Source organism: Flavobacteriales bacterium (genome assembly GCA_021739695.1).
In the GTDB taxonomy this organism is placed as follows: domain Bacteria; phylum Bacteroidota; class Bacteroidia; order UBA10329; family UBA10329; genus UBA10329.
Window position 1 is genome coordinate 27,942 of the sequence record JAIPBM010000032.1, and the last position, 22,836, is coordinate 50,777.

Consider the following 22,836-nt stretch of genomic DNA (forward strand, 5'->3'; position numbering starts at 1 on the left):
GCAAGCGGTGAAGTCGGAGGATTTTGTAATCAACCTAAAACCAACAACCATGAAAACCCTAAAACTGAGTGTGATCTTAATGCTCGCTTCGCTGATTATTCAAGCGCAAGAAGGCGAGAAATTACCAGACAGTCTGAAGTTCACGGTACGGAAAGACTACCGCCCGACCACGCGCGATGCACAGAAATTGAGCGAGCAGCCGGTGTTGGAAAATGAATCAACAGCTGTTCCAGAAATGGACTATGAGGTACTGCCCAAAGAACCGAACCTCGATATGACAATGGAGCCCTTGAAGGCCGTCAATCTTGGGAAGGAGCCGCTACCGAAACTCTACAACGGCTACCTAAAACTCGGTTTCGGGAATTACACCATGCCCTATGCAGAGGCTTCGTTTTCCAGTCTTCGGAACAAGAAATACCAAGCAGGAGGTTTTGCGCGGTACCATGCTTCATTCGCCAAGTTGGACGGAAAACCATTCGGATTTACCGATGCAGGGGTTTCCGCTTTTGGGAAGTACTTCATGAAGATGCACGTGTTGTCGGCAGACATCGAATACGACCTCGATCAGAACTACTTCTATGGCTATGATGCCTCTGAATTTCAGTTTCCGAAGAAGGATATTCAGCAACTTTTCCATCATGTGAAAGGAACGGTGGCCTTGCGAACCCAGCAGGGTAAACAGCCCAAGATCTTCGATTTCGCGGAGGTTTCTTACAGCCACACGCTCGACCGTTTTCAAAGTCAGGAAGGAAGGGCCAATCTGAACGGTGGCGTGGTCATTCCGATCAAGAAAAGTCAGGTGAACGTGCGCTCTGGTTTGGATGTGTACCACAATCAATCGCCTATTGGCATTGACGATAATGTGATCTTCGGTCTGGAAAGCAAGTTCATGCATAAGCGCGAACGCTGGGGAGTTGACGCTGGTTTCGGGCTTTTTGTGGACGGTAGAAATACCAAGGTCACACCCATTCTAGCACCCATCCTCAACTTCCATTATTTCCTAGCTCAGGACATGGTTCGGTTCTATGTGAACGCATCGGGTGAGGTAGAGCGCAACGGTTTGCGCAGCATTTCAGAGATCAATCCCTACGCCCAGACCAACATTCTTCGTCAGAATAGCTACGAACGCCTGAACGTGGTCGGTGGATTCAAGGGAAACATCTTCAAAATTCTCGGTTTTGATGTGAATGTGGCCGAGATCATCACGCAGAACCAACTCTTCTTCGTCAATGATACTTCGGATGGAACGGGCATGCGCTTCTTGCCCGAATATCACGACACACGGATCACGCGCTTCCGAGGTTCGCTCAGTTACAGCATGAGCGAGAAGTTGTTCGTGCAAGCTACTGCTCAATATCGCTTGTTCCATTTCGAGAACGACAGCATCAAGGCGTGGCACGAGGCTCCGTTCACCTTCAATTTCGCTGGGAACTACAACGTGAACGATAAGTTCATTTTCAAGGCTTCCATCACCGCTGCTGGAACTCGCTTAGCAAAAGGTTATGCAACAGACAGCCTCGGCACACATGTTGAACCCATCAAAATGGGCGGTTATGCTGATGTGAGCATCGGGGCTGAATACCGTTACAAGCAGTGGATCGGGGCTTTCGTGGACCTGAGAAACATTGCTGCCATGCGCTACGAGATATGGAATCAATACACGGTGCAGCGTTTCAGCTTCATTGCCGGAGTTCACTTCACGTTTTGAGTAAGGGCGTATGGCCATACGCCCCTACAAAATGAAAAAGGGCGTCACGACTAAGTCGGACGCCCTCTCTCATACACCAAAAGCTACTTATCCAGCAACTTTCAATTCGATTTGAAGTTCGATGTCGTTCGAAAGAACCGCATCTTTCATTGGACTATCCCAAGCCACGTCATATTTCTTACGGTCAAATACCAAGGTACCAGTAACGGTTCCGTCTGCAACAACCACATTGGTTACGGTTTCTGCGTTCGTTTTGCCACGAAGCGTCAGGTTTCCGTTCACAGAACCATCTTCATTAGTTCCAGTCACTTCAAAAGTAGCAGTTGGATTTTCTTCAATTGCGAAGAAATCACCTGAAGAAAGATGGCCTACCAGCATTTCTCTCGTTCCTTGTGCGCTTCCAGGTGCAGCATAATTATCATCCAATGGCGTGATGCTGCTCATGTCAACTACGAAGCTTCCGGCAGTTACTTTATCGCCTTCCAAGGTTAAAGATCCTTCTTGAAGATTGATGGTTCCATTATGCGCTTTGATGCCGATCATTTTTCCCACCCAATTCACTGTACTGGTCGCGGGGTCAATCGTTTTGGTGACGGATTCTACAGTTGTTACTGGTGCTGTCTCAGCAACTGGTTCTTGTGTTCCTCCACAGCTGGCAAGAAAAAGACTTGTTGATGCGGCAATTGTCAATAGTAAATGTGTTTTTTTCATAATAATTGTTGATTGATTTGGTTACAAATGTACTTATTGATGTTTAAACATTGAAGGTCAATAAAGGTTCAATCGCAATTGAAAAAAAATCTGATACTGATGAATCTTATGCGTTCAACAGACAACTGTCATGTTTGTAGAACGGTTCATGTGTCATCTTGCAGCGTAATTGCTGCTACATGAGAAGGATCGGATTGTTGTTTATCATTGGTTTCCTGAACGCAGGATTTATTGTGGCTCAGACAGTGCCGGAACTGAAGCAGTTGGCATACAAGGGGAATGAACGCGCTCAATACAATTTGGGCTTAGCCTTTTACAACGGAGTTGGATTGGAACAGAACACAGATAGCGCCATCTACTGGTTTTCGAAGTCGGCAGAAGCAGGTGTTGCATTTGCCCAATACAATCTTGGTTTGCTCTATCAGCAGGGATTAGGTATCCCACGCAACCAGTCGGAGGCAGAAAAATGGTATCTGATGGCAGCACACCAAGATGTTTCGGATGCACAGTTTGCACTCGGGATGATGTATTACGGCAGCGATTGTGAAGGAGCGAGTTGCGGTAATTCGGTCATGTGGTTCTCGCTAGCGGCCTTGCAAAACCATCATGATGCGCAGAACATGTTAGGCAACATGTTTATGGCTGGCGAAGGTGTTACCGTAAATTACCAAGAAGCGTTGAAATGGTACCGAATGGCTGCCAAAGCAGGCCATCCAGAAGCGGAGTTCAATCTTGGTTGGATGTATTATTACGCTCGTGGGGTGACAAAAAACAACAGCCTTGCCGTTATGTGGATGCAGCGTGCTGCGGAACACGGAAATCTGAAAGCGAAAGAATTCATCCAGGTCAATCGACTGGAACGTTTTCTGTGATCATTGAATGGCACCTAGCGCCACCTTTGCTTCTGGATCAATGGAAACATCACTGACCCAATCCTGTGTTTCTACCTGTGGCGGAAGTTGGACTGGATTTCCTAAGTAATCCAAGCGTTTTCCTGGGTAAATACACGATTTCCACAAATAAAGGAACAGCGATTTTTGATCGAGATTCGGATGAACGTATGGCCTCACCAAACGCTCGTGATATTCAGGATATAAGCTCCAATGTACACCCATGTACATGTGATGAATGCCGTGAAATCCGTTGTTGAACGCCATCCAATTGAAGAGCTTTCCTGTAAATGAACGTGAGTGATTGTATGGATGCGTTTCATCGCAACCATCGTGTTGCCAGTAGTTGGTGCCAAAAATGCCCCAAAGCGAATACATGTTGGGGATGAAAATCAAGAATAACATCCGTTGCCAATCAACGATAAGCGCCACTACTTTAATTGTCCCAACCAAGATTGCCTCTTTCTTGTATTGTGACGACCAACCCGGTTTCACATCCTTCATTCGCTGAACGAATGCCTTCTCAGATTTCATGATGTCTCTAGCAAGAAGGAAGAAGAACAACAGTTGGTTCAGGAAATTCCATTTGAAGCGCGCACGTGTTGTGCGAGCAGCATCTTTTGGTGTTTGAAGATGCTGATGATGACTCAAGTTATGCCCAGGAACGTAACCACTTACAGGATTTCCTTTCACTGCCGATAGCAGGAATTGAAAAGCTTTATTCCAAGCCATGCTTCGGAAAATGGGCACATGAATGGTGTTGTGTATGATGGTGGCAATGAAGAATTGCCAGTTGCAATGCACCAATACGAGAATTAATTTGCCAAACCATCCGAATTGAGCCCACAGATACCAACTTACGGGATAGAAGACGCCATAAGCCACCACCGTGCCTATCGTTCGGTAATCTTCTTTGTAGCGAATGAGACTTGCTTGGCTCATAGCACAAAAATAGAATTCCATTAGACATTTCGAACGGATGGTTAAGCCACGCTAAACTCTAAAATGTTATGACCTGTTCTTCGCTTAATGAAGTCATTTAGAGGAAAAGAATGGTAGCTAATTACATCTGCTGATTCAGATGATTATTAGTCTTGGCAGAACAGCGATGATGTTCTAAAGCACGGTTAAAGGTTTGCAAAAATGCTATCTAACGTTGAAATATCTGAGTGAAGAAAGTAATCAACCTCTTCCTTTATTTCTTTTGATGCAGGGCCATAAATGTCCTTGATGAATAGAACGCAGTTCTTAAAATCTTCAGGCTGCTTAAAGTCAAGTTTATGATTGTTGTGAAACCTGGCTATTTCCACGTAGGTCGAGGCAAATTCATCGTCAAGATAATCAGATAAAGTCCTAGGGCATAGCAGAATGTATTTATTTTCTTTACTATTACTTCGTATAAATCGATGAGGGTAGTCCATGTCATAAATGGAGTGTTGACCCGACAACGAAGTATTGTCTTGCAGATATTGTGCGTCCTGAATGCGTTGTGTAATTTGGAATAGGTCGGTTCTAGATTTTCTCGCCAGATAAATCATAGTTCTGAGGTCAATCAAATCTCCTTTCAAATCGATGTAGAACGAATTGAACATTGGATCTGTTAAGTATAGGTTGTGATAATTTTTATTTTTAACCAGAATTAAAGAAATGTAGTGACCGATTTTAGAGGAGGGAATTCCTATTGAAAAGCCATGAGGAACAACGCTTTCTGACATGAACTCTCGGATTAGCGAAGCGTTGAAATTCGAACTACCTCCACAATAAACCGTGAGGCTGTCTTTTGAAAAAAGTTGATACCACTTTTCAGCTGACCATTTCGGATGTTTGCCTGATGGATCGACATTGTGTAGAGCAACATCTGATGAACCATTTAATGCATCGCGGTATGCGAATCCTGTAAGACAAAATAGGCTATCTTTCAATGAATTACATCTCGTCAGACTGTCTAATATTTCTTGCTTTTTCGATTCCCAACTTCGCAACTGCTTTTGTTCCTGCGGACGTTCACAAGAAATGAGTATCAGTATAGTTACGAATGGTATGAGAACATATGAAGTCAAAGTTGATTCCTGGCGAAGATTGATCATAAAATATACCGTTGTTTTTCAGGTAATGGAATTCGTGATAAGAAAGTTACTTTCCGATACAGAAATTTGGGCATACTGATTTCCAGCTAATTACGGTTCTAAGGTACAAATAGGGTACAGAATCCATACGTGATTTGAGCACAAATTTAACTATCGCTGCTCGCTTTTTGAGAGCAAAATATTTTGGCATCTAAAATACAGACTGACAATTGTGATCCTCTCAGAATTGTAACTGGCTATAGCAGCCCCAACGGGACAAATGTCGAGCCTTTTCAAGGATTTTGAATTGTCAGTAATTGGTTCAGAAATGTAATTGGTTCCACTCCGGTTGGCTCCACCCAACCGGACACTTCCAATTTTTCAGGGAGTGTCCGGTTTTTTGTTTCGCTGAAACCCGCGTCAATACTGAGACACAGCGCGAGGGCCTCGTTGATTTTAGTGGTTCGACATTTATTTCCGTCAAATTCGATCATTTCAGGAAATATCGAACCAAGCAGTTTAACCTTGGCCAATGAATCTGCATTTCCATAGAAATCTCCAAGACCAGAGATTACGCTTACAGCCTTCTTTAATAAGGCGGATTTTTCAGCACTGTCACCCTGCGAAGAAGAAAGCTCTTCGAGTGCATTGCGCATCAGTTCGGAGAACCTGTTTTTCATTTCCGTAAAGTCGTTTGAAGTGATTACACCGTCAGCCAAATTATCCTGCAATCGTTCAATACGCTCATTTTGCTTAGCGATGGTTGCTTTCAATTGTACAGCTTTGGATTTGCGCTCCAGTTCATTTCCGTTAAGTAATCGCTTAACAAGTTCCTGATGAAGCACCGCATTCGGTTTGGAAAATGTCATGCCGTTCAGCACCTCCTTTACCGTGTCATTTGCGCGCTCAGCCCTGTAACGCTCGGTACCGCAGTGATTGCAATGATAGTACGCATGACGATTACCATTTCGGGAGCGTGAACGGCTTCCGGTTAATTTTCCTTTGCAGCTGGAACAGCGTAGAATTCCTCGCAAGGGCAATACTTCATCGCGTACCGCAACCGCGATGCGCTTTTTCGGAGCGTGACCTTTTAAAACTTGCTGCACCTTGAAGAACAGCTGTTCACTTACGATTCCTTCGTGCATACCTTCTATCAACTGATAAGGCTCATCCTCCAAGGCTGGAACCTCGATCTTCCCCATGTACATGGGGTTCTTGAGCATTTCTGAGAACCTACTTTTCTTGATAGGAACACCGTTGGTATTTAGGTATTCCCGAGCAATGGGTTGCGTGATCCCTTTGGAGACCATTTCGAAGGCCGTACGGATATGTGGAGCATGCTGGTTAGGTACGATAATAGGTCGATTGTTCTCATCACGGGTGTTACGATAACCGTACGGAGCCATGCGGCACCATCGACCCGCTTTTAGAGCCGCGCGGATACCACCTCGAATTTTGATGGATCTTCTGTCATTGTCAATCTCCGGGATGACCAAAAACATGGCTAAAATTGCCTTGTTCTCAGGTATGGTAGGGTCAATTGGCTGTTCAATGGCATGTGGAATAATTCCGAGCCTTTTTAAACGATCAATCATCGTATAGGCATCCAAGATGTTTCGGGAGAACCGGTCCCAAGTTGTAAATAGAAGGACGTCAATTGCGCCCTTACTTTTCTTGACGTGATTAAGAAAAGTGTTGAAGGCTGGTCGTTCAAAATTCTTTGCCGAATGATCCTCTTTAAACGTGTAAACGATTTCTATATCGTTGCGAAGGCAGTAGTTCTCAAGTGCTTCAGATTGCACACCGAGGCTGAATCCTTTTGCTTGTTCGTCACTGGATACCCGCGACATCAATGCTGCTCGCTTTCTCATATTCTTGTCGTTTAAGTTCGTTTACAATGATGGTTGCCAATTCCAGATGGAATTCCAGCACCATTTTCAATTCTTCATCTGTGTATTTCTTCCCTTTCGGATCAATTAACTTTCTACATTCTTTTAAGGTTAGCATTATCGATTACGATGCATCTTGCTCTGTTTTTCCAGTAGCCAGATACGTGTATCAATAGGTCTGATGTGTTCAGTACCGTCATTTAAGTTTTACTTTTCGTGTATTCTCACAGTAGACCACCTTTCCGTGTTGGGTCTTGACGGTAATGTCTTGATATCCTTTTTTCAAAATCATTTCGAGAAGGCGAGTTTCCCGTTCAACCTTTTGCATTTTTTTGATTTCCATAAGATCCATCTCATGATTCTGGTCAAATCGGATTATCACCGAACTCAATTCATCCTCGCGAAGTGCCTGAAGTACATTGGCTTCTGTATCCGAAACAAGCATTAGTTTACTGTGGAGTATCTCCATCTCGGATAGCGTAAGTACCTCGGCTAAAACCTCCGTAAGACTGATGCTTACATAAGAGCTTGTAAAGACCCGTTCTGTTTCCTCTTTACCGTATAAACCGTCTACAAGCATAAGTGGATTGAAAATGATTCCCTTCCCAGAATGATCCATCAGAAAGGAGATGGGGGTCTGCAAGGTCAGTGAGAACATGACTAAGGTTTCAAATCGATTACCGCTTCTTACACCCGCTGGCATCTGCGCCAGAAGCTGCTCTTTAATTCCAGGCTGCGCCAAGTATTCGCGGATTCTCTCAGGGTTCTTGCCGTCCTCCAATTTAAGTATGGCTTGAAAGAGAAATTCTAGATTCATTACGTCCTCCAATTCCTCTGAACTACCGCCTAACATATCATCTCGGAGCGATTTTATTGCCTTTAAGGGAAAATTGAAGGCTCGCATTTTCTCTATCAATTTGATCCAAGCAAACTCAGTAATGGAAAACCAATGCATCTTATTTGCGATATGTTCAGACATCAGAAGGTCATTCCGCTTCCAATCCGCCATAATCTTTGGATGAATACCAGTATCAGTTGCCCGATATGGCTTCTCACTTAGTCGCATCAAAATCTCACCAATGTTCGCGTCCGAGTCTTTTAACCGCTCCGTGATAGATTTCCAAGTGTAAATATCGATGTCGCTCCTGTTCTTCATCTAGTTGTGTTATTACTTTAAGGTAAAATTATTAAATTTGTTTAAAATTACACCCAAAATGAAAACCAACTTATCACATTGGCGACCTGCCCAAAGAGGATTCTCAAAAATCTGCCCAGTAGACGGAGCAGAGTTCATTGGTAGAAAGAACAAGGTTTTTTGCTCAATCGCCTGTAAAAACCGACACCACAATGATGCGAACGCGGAACTAAGGGCTCACGAAAGAGAGCTCAGCAGCATCCTCATTAAAAATGAACGAGTTCTGCGTGAACTGATGCGAGACCACGCAACCGAAGGGGCCAAACAAGTAACTAGCGAAATGCTGGATCTTATTGGCTTCGATCAGAAAGGACCATTCATAGCAATACAGTCAGGCGATGGTACTAGGTGGTTTCAAGTAGGGGCGTTCGTTTATCGCTATCTCCCTGATAAACAAACCTACCTAGTTCAAAGATTAAACTAACCCCCAGATCACAAACCAAAATGGAATACACCATCATTACCCCAATGGAAATGACAATAGCCGCAGCAGCTGCGGCCACCGCAACCACCGCAACCACCGCGCGGAGCGGCTCTGGTTTCCTATGGTTACTTGTGGCCGTACTTATCATAGCAATTATCGTCTGTGCGGTGATGGCGACACATGAATATGACAAGAGCCAATTCGCGAAGAATCAGGATTCACCAGACGCAGCCTGACCATGCGTTCACCGTAGGATTTATGGTCAGCCACCACGAACCATCTTTTGGTGATTTGTTCTCACGGGTGTGGTCGTATCAGTTTAAAATCGTTTTATAAACCTTTTCAAGCGAATTAAATTGATTCAACAACTTTTCTTGAATTGAAGCTAATTTACGGTATGCTATTGCCGCAAGCAATCTGCATTGTTAAATTCACCTCCGAAACCTATTTCCCGGACCGTGACCAACCCCAACCAAAATCCAGAGCAGCTTGCGCGCGACCGCATCGATGAAATGCTGCGGTGCGCTGGGTGGGTTGTGCAGTCCAAAAAGCAGGTGAATCTTGCAGCTGGTCTGGGCGTGGTGGTTCGTGAATATCAGACGGATGTCGGCCCTGTTGATTATGCCCTTTTCGTAGACCGTAAAGCAGTTGGTGTAATCGAAGCAAAGAAAGAAGATGAAGGCCATAGAATGACCACAGTTGAGGAGCAATCGACTGGATATGCTAAGGCGAAATTGAAATACCTGAATAACGAGCCGCTACCCTTTGTGTACGAAAGTACGGGAGTGCTCACGCGGTTTACTGACTACCGTGACCCGAAGCCGAGAGCCCGAAGAGTTTTCAGTTTCCATAGGCCCGAAACCATGGCCGAATGGCTCCGGCAGGAAAAGACACTTCGTGGGCGTCTGTTGGACATGCCAGCTCTGGACACCACGGGGCTGCGCCCTGCTCAAATAGATGCGATTACCAATCTCGAAAAGTCGTTTAAGGACAATCGTCCGAAGGCGCTGATTCAGATGGCAACCGGAGCAGGAAAGACCTTCACAGCATCCACGTTCGTCTATCGCTTGCTGAAACATGCCAACGCCAAGCGTGTGTTGTTCCTGGTGGATACACGCAACTTAGGTGAACAGGCCGAACAGGAGTTCATGAAGTACCAGCCTACGGACGATAACCGCAAGTTCACGGAACTCTATAATGTGCAGCGATTGAGTTCAAGCTACATCGCTTCGGATAGTCAGGTCTGCATCAGTACTATTCAACGTCTCTATTCCATTCTGCAAGGAGAGGAATTGGATGAAAGTGCGGAGAATGAGAATCCGAATGAGAGCTCGTGGATGCAGCAGCAAGTGGACGATAAGCAGCCCGCCCCAGTGGCGTACAATGAGAAAGTGCCGATTGAGCAATTCGATTTCATCATCATTGATGAATGCCACCGCAGCATTTACAATCTTTGGAAACAAGTGTTGGATTATTTCGATGCTTCGCTCATCGGCCTGACGGCTACTCCAGACAAACGCACCTTCGGTTTCTTCAACGAGAATGTGGTGAGCGAATACACCTATGAGCAGTCGGTTACGGATGGCGTGAATGTGCCTTTCGATACCTACATCATCGAAACAGATATTTCGCAGAATGGAGCGGTGGTGCAAGCTGGTTGGTATGTGGATAGACGCGATAAGCTTTCGCGTAGCAAACGCTGGCAGCGGGAAGATGAGGACACGGCTTACAAGAAGAACGACCTCGACAAGGTTGTTGTCAACGTGAGTCAGATCCGAAACATCATCAAGGAATACCGAAGAGCGCTGATGCAGGAAATCTATCCCGAACGGATTGACAGCAACGGAGAATATGAAGTGCCGAAGACGCTGATTTTCGCGAAGACGGACAGCCATGCGGATGACATCATCAAAATCGTGCGGGAAGAATTCAACGAAGGCAACGACTTCTGCAAGAAGGTGACCTACAAGGCAGATGAAGACCCGAAATCCGTACTGAACCGCTTCCGTACGACTTACTATCCGCGCATTGTGGTTACGGTGGATATGATTGCCACGGGCACGGATGTGAAACCGCTGGAAGTGTTGCTTTTTATGCGGGACGTAAAGAGCCTTGGCTACTTCGAACAGATGAAGGGACGCGGCACACGGTCTATCCATGCGGACGACCTGCAACGCGTGTCCGAATCGGCTGCGGCCAAAACCCATTTTGTGATTGTGGATGCGGTTGGTGCCACTAAAAGCAAGAAGACCGACAGTCGCCCGTTGGAGCGCAAACGCACGGTGCCTATGAAAGACCTTCTTGGTGCCGTCACCATGGGTGTGGTAGAAGAAGACCTCTTCCTATCCTTGGCCAATAGGCTTATCCGTTTGGATAGACAGCTGACCGAAAAAGAGCAGGTTAAATTGGTGGAAGTTTCTGGTGGAAAGAACCTGAAGCAGGTGACCAAGGAACTATTGAATGCCTTTGATCCCGATGCCATTGAAACACGGAAACAAGAACTGGTGCAGAAAGGTGAAACAGCAACTTACGATGAGGCGCAGCAACAACTGGCCCGCGAAGCGGCATCTTCCTTCAATGGGATTTTGAACGAGTATATCGAGAAGGTGCGCATCCAGCACGAACAGATTATTGACCACGTTAATATCGACACGGTTACGCGTAGCGAATGGGACAAAAGTGCCACCGAACGGGCGCAAGGACTAGTAAAGGGTTTTGAAGAATATTTGGCCGCCCACAAGGACGAAATCCAGGCGCTCAGCATTTTCTACGACCAGCCTTACCAGCGTAGAACAATTACCTACAAGATGATACGCGAGGTGTTTGAACTCCTACAGACCGACCGACCGCTGTTGGCGCCCTTCCATGTGTGGGATGCCTACGTGCAACTGGAAGAGGTGAAAAGCAAACGGCCGGAGAATGAACTTACCGCATTGGTTTCACTCATCCGCAGAGTGTGCGGCATTGATGGCAAGTTGAAAGGCTTTGACAGCACCATTGATGAGAACTTCCGCAACTGGATATTCAAACAGAATGCGGGGCAGCACAATCGCTTCTCAGAAGAACAGATGGATTGGCTACGGATGCTGAAAGACCATGTGGTAAACAGCTTTCATATAGATGTGGAAGATCTCGACTACACGCCCTTTGATGCCAAGGGCGGCCGTGGCCGCATGTGGCAATTGTTTGGCGAGGATATGAACGGCATTATTGAAGAATTGAACGAAGTTTTGGTGGCGTAAATAGATTACGATGTAATTCAGGAACTATGGGAAAGGAATTAAAAGTATCGCAGCAAACCCTGATGGAACATTCTGGGGTAAAGTTGCAGGTACTGCAACATTACATGGGAGCCTACTTAAGCATATTGTCTAACGCGTCTTTCATTACTGATATAAGATTGTATGATTTCTTCAGCGGTCCAGGTATCTATGAAGATGGAGGAAACGGAAGTCCAGTAATCTTTTTGAATGAGATTAACCAAGCAATTGAACGCGTAGTCAATAATCGAAGAGGAGACACTACGTTTCATTGCGTTTTTAACGACCTGAACAGTGAAAAAGTTGACGCGCTTAGAGACAATATCGAAACGAAAAGATTGAGTACTCACGATTCAGTTACCATTCAATATTCTTCTGAAGACTACAGAGATTTGGTTGAAAAAGTAGCTCTTGAATTTTCCGACCTACGTTCGTCTCGCGGATTTGCATTCATAGACCCTTACGGGTATAAGGAGATTAGATTAAAGGATATTCAGTCTTTACTAAAAGGTGGCAAAAGCGAAGTTTTGCTGTTCCTTCCTACTCAGTTCATGTATCGATTCGCTAAAAACGAAACCCCAGAGAGCTTGAAATCTTTCTTGTCGGAAGTCCTTGACATTGATTCTTTAGATAGCAGTTCTACTGGAATGGACTTTATCAATGCCGTAAAGGATGGATTTCGTAGCAAACTTGGAAGTGACCATTATGTAGATAGCTTCGTGATTTCCAGAGAAAAAAATCAGTTTTTCTGTCTGTTCTTCTTTACGAGTAATATGCTTGGCTTTGAAAAAATGCTGGATGCGAAGTGGAAAGTAGACAAGGAAGAAGGACGTGGGTGGCAGTTTAATGGCGGTTTCAACCTATTTAGTGTTGCAGAAAACTCGGCAAATACCTCTAGGCTGACTGATCTTTTGGAGACATTCTTATCGGAAAGACAAAGGAGCAATGCGGAGCTTTATGAGTTTACCTTACGTAATGGCTATTTGCCAAAACATGCAGCGGATATTCTTAAGGATATGCAAATATCAGGTAAGGTTAAGTCAGAACAACTTGATGGTCGCCCAGCACGTAAGGGGGCCTTCTATTTGAATTATCAAGATTGGGACAAGAACCCGTCCAAAATAATCGTCCAGAAAAACTAAACGTTATGGCACAATCAAGCATAGAATGGACTGAGATGACTTGGAACCCGACTACGGGTTGCGATAAAGTCTCACAGGGCTGCAAATTCTGCTATGCAGAAGTAATGAGTAAGCGATTGCAAGCCATGGGAGTTGAGAAATACAAAGACAACTTCAAAGTGCGTATTCATGAAAAGGAACTGGAAACGCCTTACACGTGGAAGAAATCGAAGGTCGTATTCGTTAATTCCATGAGTGATTTGTTTCACAAAGACGTGCCTATTGAATTCATTCAGCGAGTGTTTAAGGTGATGAAAGAGAACCCACAACACGTCTTTCAGGTGCTCACTAAACGTGCAGACCTTTTACGCTATTACGATAGCGAAGGCTGGTTAGATTGGAGTCATAACATCTGGATGGGTGTTTCGGTGGAAAACAGCAAAGTGACTGACAGGATTGACCTTCTAAGACAAACCAAAGCCAGAACCAAGTTCCTCTCGTGCGAACCGCTTATTGGGGCATTGCCCAACATGAATCTTCAAGGCATTGATTGGGTCATTGTAGGTGGCGAAAGCGGAAGAAAACCGCGCCCGATGAAAGAAGAATGGGTGTTAGATATAAAGGACCAGTGCAAATCTGCTAACGTGGCATTCTTCTTCAAGCAATGGGGAGGAACGAATAAGAAAGCCAACGGTAGAGAATTGGAGGGACGACACTGGGATGAAATGCCAGCCATCAACGAGTATTTAGGCACAGACAATCGTCTGCTCTGAAGCTTTCATTTTCACGTGTCTACTTTAGCGTCCAAATGACCCAAGAGGAACTACAACAGCTGATTGCACAAGGTGAAGGATACTTCACCGAGTTCAAGCGTAGGTTGAATTCTGATTTCAAAAAAGAGATCGTGTCGTTTGCCAATGCCAGTGGCGGCAAGGTTTTGCTTGGGGTTAATGATGACGGTACGATTCCGGGAATAAATGCAGATAACGACCTGCGTTCTCAGATACAAACCGCTGCGCAGAGTTGCGATCCACCCGTAAGAATTGACCTTGAGTTGAATGGAAATGTGCTGATCGTGCATGTTCCAGAAGGAGATCGAAAGCCTTACAGAACCACCGAAGGTTTTTATCTACGTGTTGGGCCGAATGCACAGAAAATGACCACGGAGCAGATTCGTGATTTCATGGAATCGGAAGGGCGCATCAGGTTTGATGAGGTAGTTAGAAAGGACGTGGATTACCGAAGCACCGTTTCCGAACGGTTGATTGATCGTTTTCTGGCCATGTCGGGCATTAAGAACGCTTTTCAAAACCGTGAGCACATTCTTCATAGTCTTGGGGTAGTCAAGTCCATTGACAACAAGACCTATTTCAATAATGCGGGTATTCTCTTTTTTACCGAGCGTCCCGGCTTCATACATCCGCAGGCAACAATCACCTGCGTGTCGTTTGCTGGATCGGAAAAGGTGGATATTCTTGACCGAAAGGATTTTGATCAGGATCTGATAACGTCCGTTGAATCTGCCATGGCATTCATGAAACGGCATTTGAATGTGGCTGCCGAGATCAAAGGATTGCAACGGACAGATAAGTTGGAATTGCCCGAAGTGGCATTGCGCGAAGCATTGGTAAATGCCGTAGCGCATCGCAGTTACTTAGAGGCAGGAGCACGCGTGATGGTGGAGGTTTTTGCGGACAAGGTGGTTATTTCGAGCCCAGGCGGATTACCCAAGGGACTGCAATGGAAAGACTTTGGCAAGTATAGCATGGCGCGCAATCCGCTGCTGGCCGACCTGTTTCTCCGTGTCAAACTCATTGAGCGCTTGGGCACGGGCGTCAACCGTATTAAAGCGGCACTAAAGACAGCCGAATTGCCCGAAGCCGACTTTCATGCCGATGGTTTCTTTGCCGTTACCATGCTCCGAACAAATGGTGGTGCAATAGGTGGTACAATAGGTGGTACAATAGGTGGTACAATAGGTGGTACAATGGGTGGTCAATTAGGTGGTCCAATGGGTGGTCCAATCCAAACACCCGAACTTACAGAGGCTCAAAGAAATGTGCTGAATATGTTGGCAGAAGCACCACAACGCTCACTGCGGAACACTGCAAAAGAACTAGGTATCAACTTATCTGCGCTTGTAAAACACATTGATGCATTGAAAGAAAAAGGCGCCATAGAACGCGTTGGCGGCACACGCGGCCATTGGAAAGTGAAGCAATGAGAGAAGATTGGGTTGAGGTTGAAATCAAAGATGTTGGAACCGTTATAGCAGGTGGAACACCGAAAACGGCTATACCTGAATACTGGGGAGATGATTTTAGTTGGATTAGCCCATCCGATTTGACGGGTTATACAAACACCTATATATCGAAAGGGAAAAAGAGCATATCCAAGCTTGGACTTGCAAAATCCTCGGCAAGACTTATACCCAAGGGCTCTGTTTTGTTTTCTTGCAGGGCTCCTATCGGATATGTGGCCATAGCCCATAATGAGTTGACCACAAACCAAGGATTTAAAAGTCTAGCTCCCAGAGAAGTGGTTATAAGCGAATTCGTTTACCACTATTTTAAATCAATCAAATGGTTAGCTGAAAAAAATGCTGGAGGGACTACGTTTAAAGAAATCTCAACCAGCTCATTTTCTGCGTTACCGTTTCCACTCCCACCCCTCCCCGAGCAGCGCGCCATAGTTTCCAAGATAGAGCAGTTGTTTAGCGAGTTGGACAACGGCATAGCCAACCTCAAAACCGCACAGCATCAACTGAAGGTGTATCGGCAAGCGGTGCTCAAACAGGCGTTTGAGGGAGAGTTGACCAAGGAGTGGCGGGCCAAGCAGAACGACCTTCCTACTGCGGATGAATTACTGAAACAGATAAAGGAAGAACGCGAAGCGCATTACCAAAAGCAGTTGGTCGATTGGAAAGAAGCCGTAAAGGATTGGGAGAAGAACAGTGAGAAAGGGAAGAAGCCGAGTAAGCCGAAGCAGCTAAAGAAACCATCCTCAGATGATTTACCTGATCAACCATTTGACTTACCTACTTCTTGGTTGTGGTCTGATTTGTATGAATTAACCTCGAAAGTTTCGGATGGTCCATTTGGCTCACACCTCAAAGGAGAGGATTACATTGATGCAGGAATTAGAGTCGTTCGATTAGAGAACATCAAATCACTCATGTTCGATGATTCTAAAAGGTCGTTTGTTAATCAAGCGAAGTATGAGTCTATTTCACAGCACACGGTCTATCCTGGTGAGATTATCTTCTCAACTTTCATTGCCGATGAGACTAAGGTGGTCATTCTTCCTGAGGTCTTTGATTTCGCAATCAACAAGGCTGACTGCGTCCAAATCAAACCTTGGAGTCTAGTTTCTAACAGGTTTCTCCAGTACTATTTGGCTTCAAGTATCAGCTACTCATTGCTTGTTAATCAAGTGCATGGAGCTACAAGGCCAAGAGTTAATACCACCCAACTGAAGCTGCTTTTTGTTCCAATGTGCAGCACAATTGAACAACACCAGATCGTCCAAGAAATAGAAAGTCGCCTATCGGTGTGCGATAAACTGGAGGAAAGCATAACCCAAAGCCTGCTAAAGGCAGAAGCATTGCGGCAGAGCATCCTTAAAAAGGCATTTGAAGGTCGGCTGCTAACAGAAGTAGAACTGGCCGCCTGCAAAAAAGAAAAGGATTGGGAGCCTGCTGGGGTGCTTTTGGGGAGGGTTAAACAAGAAAAAGCCAAAAAGAAATGACCGAATCATCCATCATATCAAAAGTCTGGAACTTTGCTGGCGTACTGCGTGACGATGGCGTTGGCTATGGCGATTACTTGGAGCAGATTACCTTTCTGCTCTTCCTCAAAATGGCCGATGAGTTCAGCAAGCCACCTTACAACCGCGAAACCAACGTGCCCAAAGAATTCAATTGGGATAGCCTCACAGGCAAGCGTGGTGCCGAGTTGGAGTTGCAATATACCACCTTGCTTCGTGAGTTGGGTCAGGCATCGGGCACCTTGGGGCAGATATACACCAAGGCACAGAACAAGATTCAAGACCCTGCCAAGCTGCTCAAGATCATTGATATGATCGATCGCGAGCAATGGAGCATGATGGGTGCCGACCTCAAAGGCAAGATCTATGAAGGGCTATTAGAGAAGAATGCCGAAGACACCAAGAGTGGTGCGGGGCAATACTTCACGCCCCGTGCGCTTATCCGCGCCATGGTGGAATGTGTGCGTCCCAAACCTTTAAAAAGCATTGCCGACCCTGCCTGTGGAACGGGTGGTTTCTTCCTTGCGGCCTACGACCATATTGTAGACAACAACCGATTGGATAAAGAGGAGAAGGCTTTTCTGAAGAACAAGACCTTCTATGGCAACGAGATCGTAGCCAGCACCCGCAGAATGTGTCTGATGAACATGTTCTTGCACAACATTGGCGAAATAGATGGTTCCTCATTCATTTCGCCTGTCGATGCCCTCATTTCAGATGAAGGAACGCGCTTTGATTACGTCTTGGCCAATCCGCCTTTCGGTAAGAAAAGCAGCCTCACCATCACCAACGAAGAAGGCGAGCAGGAAAAGCAAGACCTGAGCTACAATCGTCAGGATTTTTGGGCCACTACAAGCAACAAGCAGTTGAACTTTCTGCAACACATCCGCACCATGCTCACCGCCCATGGCGAGGCCGCTGTCGTATTACCAGATAACGTGCTGTTTGAAGGTGGAGCAGGTGAAACCGTCCGCAAGGAACTGCTCAAAACCACGGAACTGCATACTATTCTCCGTTTGCCCACGGGTATTTTCTACGCCAATGGCGTAAAGGCCAATGTGCTTTTCTTCGACAATAAACCTGCTTCCAAAGAACCTTGGACAAAGGAAGTTTGGGTGTTTGATTATCGCACGAATGTGCATCATACACTCAAAAAGAAACCGCTTCAGCTCGAAGACCTTCGGGAGTTCATCACGCTTTACAATCCTGAGAATCGCAACAAGCGCAAGGAAACCTACAGCGCAGACAATGAGGAAGGCCGTTGGCGCAAGTTCTCTTATTCCGACATCATCGCCCGCGATAAGACCAACCTTGACATCTTCTGGCTAAAGGATAAGAGCTTGGCTGACCTTGATAACCTTCCAGACCCAGATGTATTGGCCAACGAGATCATTGAGAACATCGAAGCTGGTTTGGAGAGCTTTAGAGAGGTTGCTGGGATTGTTGGGGAGTGAGACGGAAAAGACGCAGGAGTTAAAGCCCTATTTTCATAGCCTTATATCGTTTTGTGCAAGGCTAAAAATGGACATTTGCACGCAGCGACATAAGTTGCCTTTTAGATGATAAGAGTACTCCTACCGCTGGCAATAGCTTCTCTTATGATCTCGAGTTGTGGGTCAAAAAAGATTGCCGTATTACGAGAGGGTGAACCTGAAATCACAGGGGACACGGTAGTGCTGTTTGATCAACAGCGAAATCGAAAAATTCCTGTAGCAATTTATCATCCAAATGAATCGGTCAAAACAAACGACCATAAGGTTATTGTTTTCAGCCATGGCTACGGTAGAAATCTAGGTGGAGATTATCTGGCTTATACCTACCTGACGGAGTTTTTAGCCTCGAAAGGCTACTTGGTAGTAAGTGTTCAGCACGAATTACAGACTGATAGTCTGATGCCTTTGCAGGGGAATCCTCAGGAAGTTAGACGGCCATTTTGGGATCGTGGTGTAGAAAACATACTGTTCGTGATTAATCATCTCAAAAACAAGTTTGAAGGCCACGATAATATTGTCCTTATGGGCCATTCGAACGGAGCAGATATGACGGCATTGTTTCCACAGAAATACCCCGGTATCGTGGAAACGATCATTACCCTAGACAATCGAAGAATGCCATTGCCCAGAATGGAAGGTTTACGAGTATTCTCCATTCGGTCATCCGACCAACCAGCAGATTCTGGAGTGCTTCCTACAGCAGAAGAAATGCAACAATTCCGAATAACACTAGTGAAATTGGAAAGCACCATACATGATCACATGGATGACCATGCAAACGCAAATGAGAGAAGACAAATACAAAAACTAGTACTATCATTTTTAGAAGCCCACTGAACTAATACCCTACCACCGCACCAACGTGAAAGCCACCGACAATTTGAAGATCTGATAAAGTATCAAATCGAAAATAATATTTCACCGAATGAGTTTAAAGAACTGCTCGTAAAGTCGACACTCGGAGAAAGAAAGCCTGTAGATGACTTTGAGAGAATCAAGGCAATGGTTGAAAATGCCGACCTTATTATTACCGCAAGACATGCGCACAGATTAGTTGGCGTTGCAAGGTCTGTTACTGATTTTGCTTACAGTACTTACCTTTCTGACCTTGCGGTAGATTATGAATATCAAAAACAAGGTGACGGTAAAGAGTTGATACGATTGACCAAAAAGAAACGCCCACAGCAACGATCATTCTATTGGCGGCACCAAAAGCAGTTAATTATTATCCTCATATCGGAATGACCAAACACCATGAGTGCTTTTTATTGACGGATGAGAATCACCTCAAATGATTAACGTTGAAGTAAACCCAGATCTGACCTTGATCCGATGGGATAGCGTTTCAGAACTTTTTCAATTGGTCAATTGGGGAATGAGATCTCAATATGAGGTTGAAAACTCATTCAGGAAAAGTTCGGTCACTTGTTTCGTAAAGAAGGGGAATCAAATTATTGGATTTGGCCGAACGGTCGATGACGGAAAATACTACGCGTTACTTGTAGATATCGTGGTTCACCCAGATTATCAATTTCAGGGAATTGGCAGGACAATTGTAAATGAATTGCAAAGCAGGTTACTGGGATATGATTTCGTTACGCTCACTGCTGCCCCCGATAAGGAAGCGTTTTATCAAAAATTAGGTTGGAAAAAGCAAAACTCCGCGTTTATCTTCCCTAAGGACGAAAGGCAAATTATTGATCACTGTGAATACAATTGCAGGAAACAATGACAATACAAAGTGGTGAAGAGGGTATAAGAATGAAGACATAACTGCTTCATTCTGGGACCTATTCGTTCTTATGAACCAAGGAATTTCAAATGCTGATTTTACCTACAGCGTGCAGTGCTCCATCGCTATAAAAGTTCAGATGAATGACTGACCCTTGAATGGTTCCATCGGCAGTCATGTAAGACCCAATGTTCGTAATGGGATCCATGGTCACGGTTCCAGCGCTACAATTCAGATTCAGAACCACTTGATAGGTTGTAAGTCCATCTACCACCAACTGTCCTTCGTTATTGTAGCTACAGTCGATTGAGCGATTTTGTAGGTTTCCGTTTATCTGATAGGTAATCTGACCATTCTGATGGTCTTTGAAATCGTATGCGCAGTTAGGCGCATATCTAAGTTGAATGCTTTTCGATTGTGGTAGGTTATTCTCGTTTGCAACCGACACGGTTAAGTTGCAATCATAACTTGCTGGCGCGACACCGAATTGGTTGAATTGGATATTAAATGTTCCACTCTGATTGGAAGCAATCACAATTTCTCCACCATACTGAAATGAAGAATTATCGCACGATAGATTTGCTACAAAATCCATTGCAGTAGCAGACATCACAGAGACTTCAAGTGTTTTCGTGTCACTATGCTCAAAAACCACAGTATCGGGTGCAGTAAAGTTGAATTCCGTGGTTTGAGGTGGGTCACTTTCTTTTGTGCATGATTGCATCCCAATCAAGTTCAAGCATACTCCAAGCAATGCAAACAGTCGGTTCATCGTCATTTTAGTTCGTGTGTTTCGTTCAACAAATGCTTTGCAAGGTGGTTTTTCAGTTCTTTGTAGTAAGAATAGGTAAATGTCACCTCATTACCGCTTTATCAACTTCATCCTGACAAGCGTTTCATCAGCTGCCTGCAATTGGAGAAATTAGCATACAGCTGCCATATTCGTATGCATTTCAATCCGGTTAACCGAGAAAAACGCTTGAGAGAGAACAACACGACCAAGGGCATCAATTACTTGCAACGAAAGCTGCTCAAAGGTATCATCTAGTTTGATCGTGACATTCCCGTCTGTCGGTTTTGGATAGACCGAAACAATGCTCTTATTTCCTGAACCTTCAGATGGATTTACCGATTTTCATATGAAGCTTGCATCCAGATATGTACTATGATTTAGTTCAGAGTGTTTAACCTTCTTATTTTATCCATTTCCTAAACTCCCCCATTACTTCTTCCCAATGCCCTTTTTCGTGGTTGGTTCTTCCATCATCAAACAGTTCAAAAAAATTATGCTCTAAACCGAGGTGTCTTCTCAGCGTTAAGTTGTCCTTGCCTTTTTCAATAAAAAATAGAGGTACAATGTCGCATAGACCTGAAGTTCTATCTTCTGTTCCGTAAGCCAAATAAATTGGGATATCCAATGTCAACCAATCATCATAGAAAGTCTCAGAAAATGTTTTCCATGATAGTAAACTTGGGTTGTTTTCTAACGAGTCGGTATTATTGACTTGCTTATAAAACTCATAATTGTCATTCATTAAAGAATCTGCCTCTTCCCAAGTTATTTTTCCTAAGTGCGCATCCAATCTTGCTTCACGTATGTATTGGTCTATTCTACCAAAAGGGTTTGCCGCAAAAAGACCCAGATGAGTAACATCTTTATTTTGCACTGCAATTTTCGTTGCAATTTTGGTGCCTTGAGAATGGCCTGCTACGACCAGTTTTTCGCTCGTTACCCAATCCTGCTTTTTCAAAAAACTCAAAACAAAGTTTGCTCGTCTGACATAATTCTCCAAATAGTCTGCTTCCATATATTCATTCAGAAACTCATTCGGCTTTTCCTGACTTGATACGTACTGGTATCTATTATCTAAATGTTCCTTTTTCGCCAAAACAGGTGTTTTGGGCATTGAAATAATTACCAAATGGAAATCTTCCGAAATTTTGCCATAGTTGAAGTTTGAAACACCTCCACCAGAAAAATAATATCCATAATTTTCAATTTCAAAAAATAAGGGTATCGGCAGAGAACCTTGACACCATAAGAAAATGGGTTTCTTTTGGGTTAAAACAGTATCAACAACGATAAAATCAATCGTGTCACTCTGTTCCTCAAGTGAAAATAAAATCGCTTTTCTTTGAATGATAGTCCCGGACTGGCTGAAACTAAAGCTGCTCCAAACGAGCATAGCTGTCATAAGTGCTATTTTTTTCATTCTAATTAAGATGACATCTTACAGCTACAAAAAATAGCGTTTTAGCTGCTTTATTTCAACTTTTCTCAGCACAAACTCACCAACAGGACAGCCGCGGACAAGTAAACCAAAATCCACTAACTGATATAACTATTGTTTCAAGTCAAAGCGCCAAAGTAGAAAAGCGTACTGCTCACTTTCTGTGACGATCAGGAGTTGACGGTCTTTCAATTCATCTTGAGGATGCTATACTACCTCCACCACCTCAGCGGGTTCAACTTTTTGATGACCGATGCTTCAGGGTCGCCACTCGGGCCGAAGGACATCATCACCATGCTGATCTCGTTGTCGATGCTTACTTTTTTGACTTCGGGTTTCTTGTATTTCTTT

Annotated in this window: 20 protein-coding genes and 1 pseudogene; 13 read left to right on the top strand and 8 right to left on the bottom strand. The window is 44.6% G+C overall.

From position 1 onward, the window contains the following. Positions 1-49 precede the first annotated feature (49 nt). Positions 50-1,708: a hypothetical protein gene (locus tag K9J17_16130; GenBank protein MCF8278257.1), complete on the top strand. Its 1,659-nt coding sequence runs from the start codon at positions 50-52 to the stop codon at positions 1,706-1,708. An 87-nt stretch (positions 1,709-1,795) separates the two neighbouring features. Here the strand turns inward: K9J17_16130 and K9J17_16135 are convergent, their stop codons facing one another. Continuing rightward, positions 1,796-2,419 (bottom strand): YceI family protein, encoded by a 624-nt coding sequence (locus tag K9J17_16135; protein MCF8278258.1) that lies wholly within the window; start codon positions 2,417-2,419, stop codon positions 1,796-1,798. Between the two features lie 179 nt (positions 2,420-2,598). Here K9J17_16135 and K9J17_16140 point away from each other — a divergent pair, with 179 nt between their 5' ends. Continuing rightward, positions 2,599-3,291, top strand: a complete 693-nt coding sequence (locus tag K9J17_16140) for a sel1 repeat family protein (GenBank protein ID MCF8278259.1) — start codon at positions 2,599-2,601, stop codon at positions 3,289-3,291. Here K9J17_16140 and K9J17_16145 read toward each other — a convergent pair whose 3' ends face one another. The 5 genes from K9J17_16145 to K9J17_16165 form a co-directional block, all read right to left on the bottom strand. Then, positions 3,292-4,251: a fatty acid desaturase gene (locus tag K9J17_16145; GenBank protein ID MCF8278260.1), complete on the bottom strand. Its 960-nt coding sequence runs from the start codon at positions 4,249-4,251 to the stop codon at positions 3,292-3,294. It lies immediately after the preceding gene. Positions 4,252-4,436: 185 nt separating this feature from the next. Beyond that, positions 4,437-5,396, bottom strand: coding sequence for a hypothetical protein (locus tag K9J17_16150; protein MCF8278261.1), 960 nt, complete (start codon positions 5,394-5,396; stop codon positions 4,437-4,439). A gap of 272 nt (positions 5,397-5,668) precedes the next feature. After that, positions 5,669-7,246: a recombinase family protein gene (locus K9J17_16155; GenBank protein MCF8278262.1), complete on the bottom strand. Its 1,578-nt coding sequence runs from the start codon at positions 7,244-7,246 to the stop codon at positions 5,669-5,671. Beyond that, the gene (locus K9J17_16160) at positions 7,206-7,382 is read right to left on the bottom strand and encodes a hypothetical protein (GenBank protein ID MCF8278263.1); all 177 of its coding nucleotides are present in this window, start codon (positions 7,380-7,382) and stop codon (positions 7,206-7,208) included. Before K9J17_16160 ends, K9J17_16155 begins: the two co-directional genes overlap by 41 nt. Positions 7,383-7,460: 78 nt before the next feature. After that, the gene (locus K9J17_16165; protein MCF8278264.1) at positions 7,461-8,420 is read right to left on the bottom strand and encodes a hypothetical protein; all 960 of its coding nucleotides are present in this window, start codon (positions 8,418-8,420) and stop codon (positions 7,461-7,463) included. Between the two features lie 58 nt (positions 8,421-8,478). On the opposite strand from K9J17_16165, the gene K9J17_16170 reads away from it, so the two are divergent. The 11 genes and pseudogenes from K9J17_16170 to K9J17_16220 all read left to right on the top strand — a co-directional run bounded on the left by K9J17_16170 (position 8,479) and on the right by K9J17_16220 (position 20,254). Further along, on the top strand, positions 8,479-8,883 hold the full coding sequence (locus K9J17_16170; GenBank protein MCF8278265.1) for a hypothetical protein: 405 nt from the start codon (positions 8,479-8,481) through the stop codon (positions 8,881-8,883). Positions 8,884-8,903: 20 nt separating this feature from the next. After that, positions 8,904-9,119: a hypothetical protein gene (locus K9J17_16175; protein MCF8278266.1), complete on the top strand. Its 216-nt coding sequence runs from the start codon at positions 8,904-8,906 to the stop codon at positions 9,117-9,119. A gap of 276 nt (positions 9,120-9,395) precedes the next feature. Next, positions 9,396-12,125: a DEAD/DEAH box helicase family protein gene (locus tag K9J17_16180; GenBank protein ID MCF8278267.1), complete on the top strand. Its 2,730-nt coding sequence runs from the start codon at positions 9,396-9,398 to the stop codon at positions 12,123-12,125. Between the two features lie 26 nt (positions 12,126-12,151). Then, entirely contained in the window at positions 12,152-13,285 is a 1,134-nt protein-coding gene (tcmP, locus tag K9J17_16185; protein MCF8278268.1) for a three-Cys-motif partner protein TcmP, read from the top strand. A gap of 5 nt (positions 13,286-13,290) precedes the next feature. After that, complete coding sequence (locus tag K9J17_16190) at positions 13,291-14,037, top strand: phage Gp37/Gp68 family protein (protein ID MCF8278269.1); 747 nt, start codon at positions 13,291-13,293, stop codon at positions 14,035-14,037. Between the two features lie 35 nt (positions 14,038-14,072). Beyond that, a complete protein-coding gene (locus K9J17_16195) occupies positions 14,073-15,488 on the top strand; it encodes a putative DNA binding domain-containing protein (GenBank protein MCF8278270.1) in 1,416 nt (471 codons plus the stop codon). Then, positions 15,485-17,011 carry a restriction endonuclease subunit S gene (locus K9J17_16200; GenBank protein MCF8278271.1) on the top strand — a complete coding sequence of 509 codons (1,527 nt, stop codon included), beginning with the start codon at positions 15,485-15,487 and terminating at the stop codon, positions 17,009-17,011. Before K9J17_16195 ends, K9J17_16200 begins: the two co-directional genes overlap by 4 nt. Beyond that, the gene (locus tag K9J17_16205) at positions 17,008-18,483 is read left to right on the top strand and encodes a type I restriction-modification system subunit M (GenBank protein MCF8278272.1); all 1,476 of its coding nucleotides are present in this window, start codon (positions 17,008-17,010) and stop codon (positions 18,481-18,483) included. Before K9J17_16200 ends, K9J17_16205 begins: the two co-directional genes overlap by 4 nt. A gap of 105 nt (positions 18,484-18,588) precedes the next feature. After that, positions 18,589-19,359, top strand: coding sequence for an alpha/beta hydrolase (locus K9J17_16210; GenBank protein ID MCF8278273.1), 771 nt, complete (start codon positions 18,589-18,591; stop codon positions 19,357-19,359). A 54-nt stretch (positions 19,360-19,413) separates the two neighbouring features. Continuing rightward, positions 19,414-19,817, top strand: a pseudogene (locus K9J17_16215) (GNAT family N-acetyltransferase). Continuing rightward, positions 19,814-20,254 (top strand): GNAT family N-acetyltransferase, encoded by a 441-nt coding sequence (locus tag K9J17_16220; GenBank protein ID MCF8278274.1) that lies wholly within the window; start codon positions 19,814-19,816, stop codon positions 20,252-20,254. The pseudogene K9J17_16215 and the gene K9J17_16220 overlap by 4 nt, the downstream one beginning before the upstream one ends. An 85-nt stretch (positions 20,255-20,339) precedes the next feature. Here K9J17_16220 and K9J17_16225 read toward each other — a convergent pair whose 3' ends face one another. Next, complete coding sequence (locus K9J17_16225) at positions 20,340-21,026, bottom strand: hypothetical protein (GenBank protein ID MCF8278275.1); 687 nt, start codon at positions 21,024-21,026, stop codon at positions 20,340-20,342. Positions 21,027-21,447: 421 nt separating this feature from the next. Then, on the bottom strand, positions 21,448-22,467 hold the full coding sequence (locus tag K9J17_16230; protein MCF8278276.1) for a hypothetical protein: 1,020 nt from the start codon (positions 22,465-22,467) through the stop codon (positions 21,448-21,450). Between the last annotated feature and the right edge of the window lie 369 nt (positions 22,468-22,836).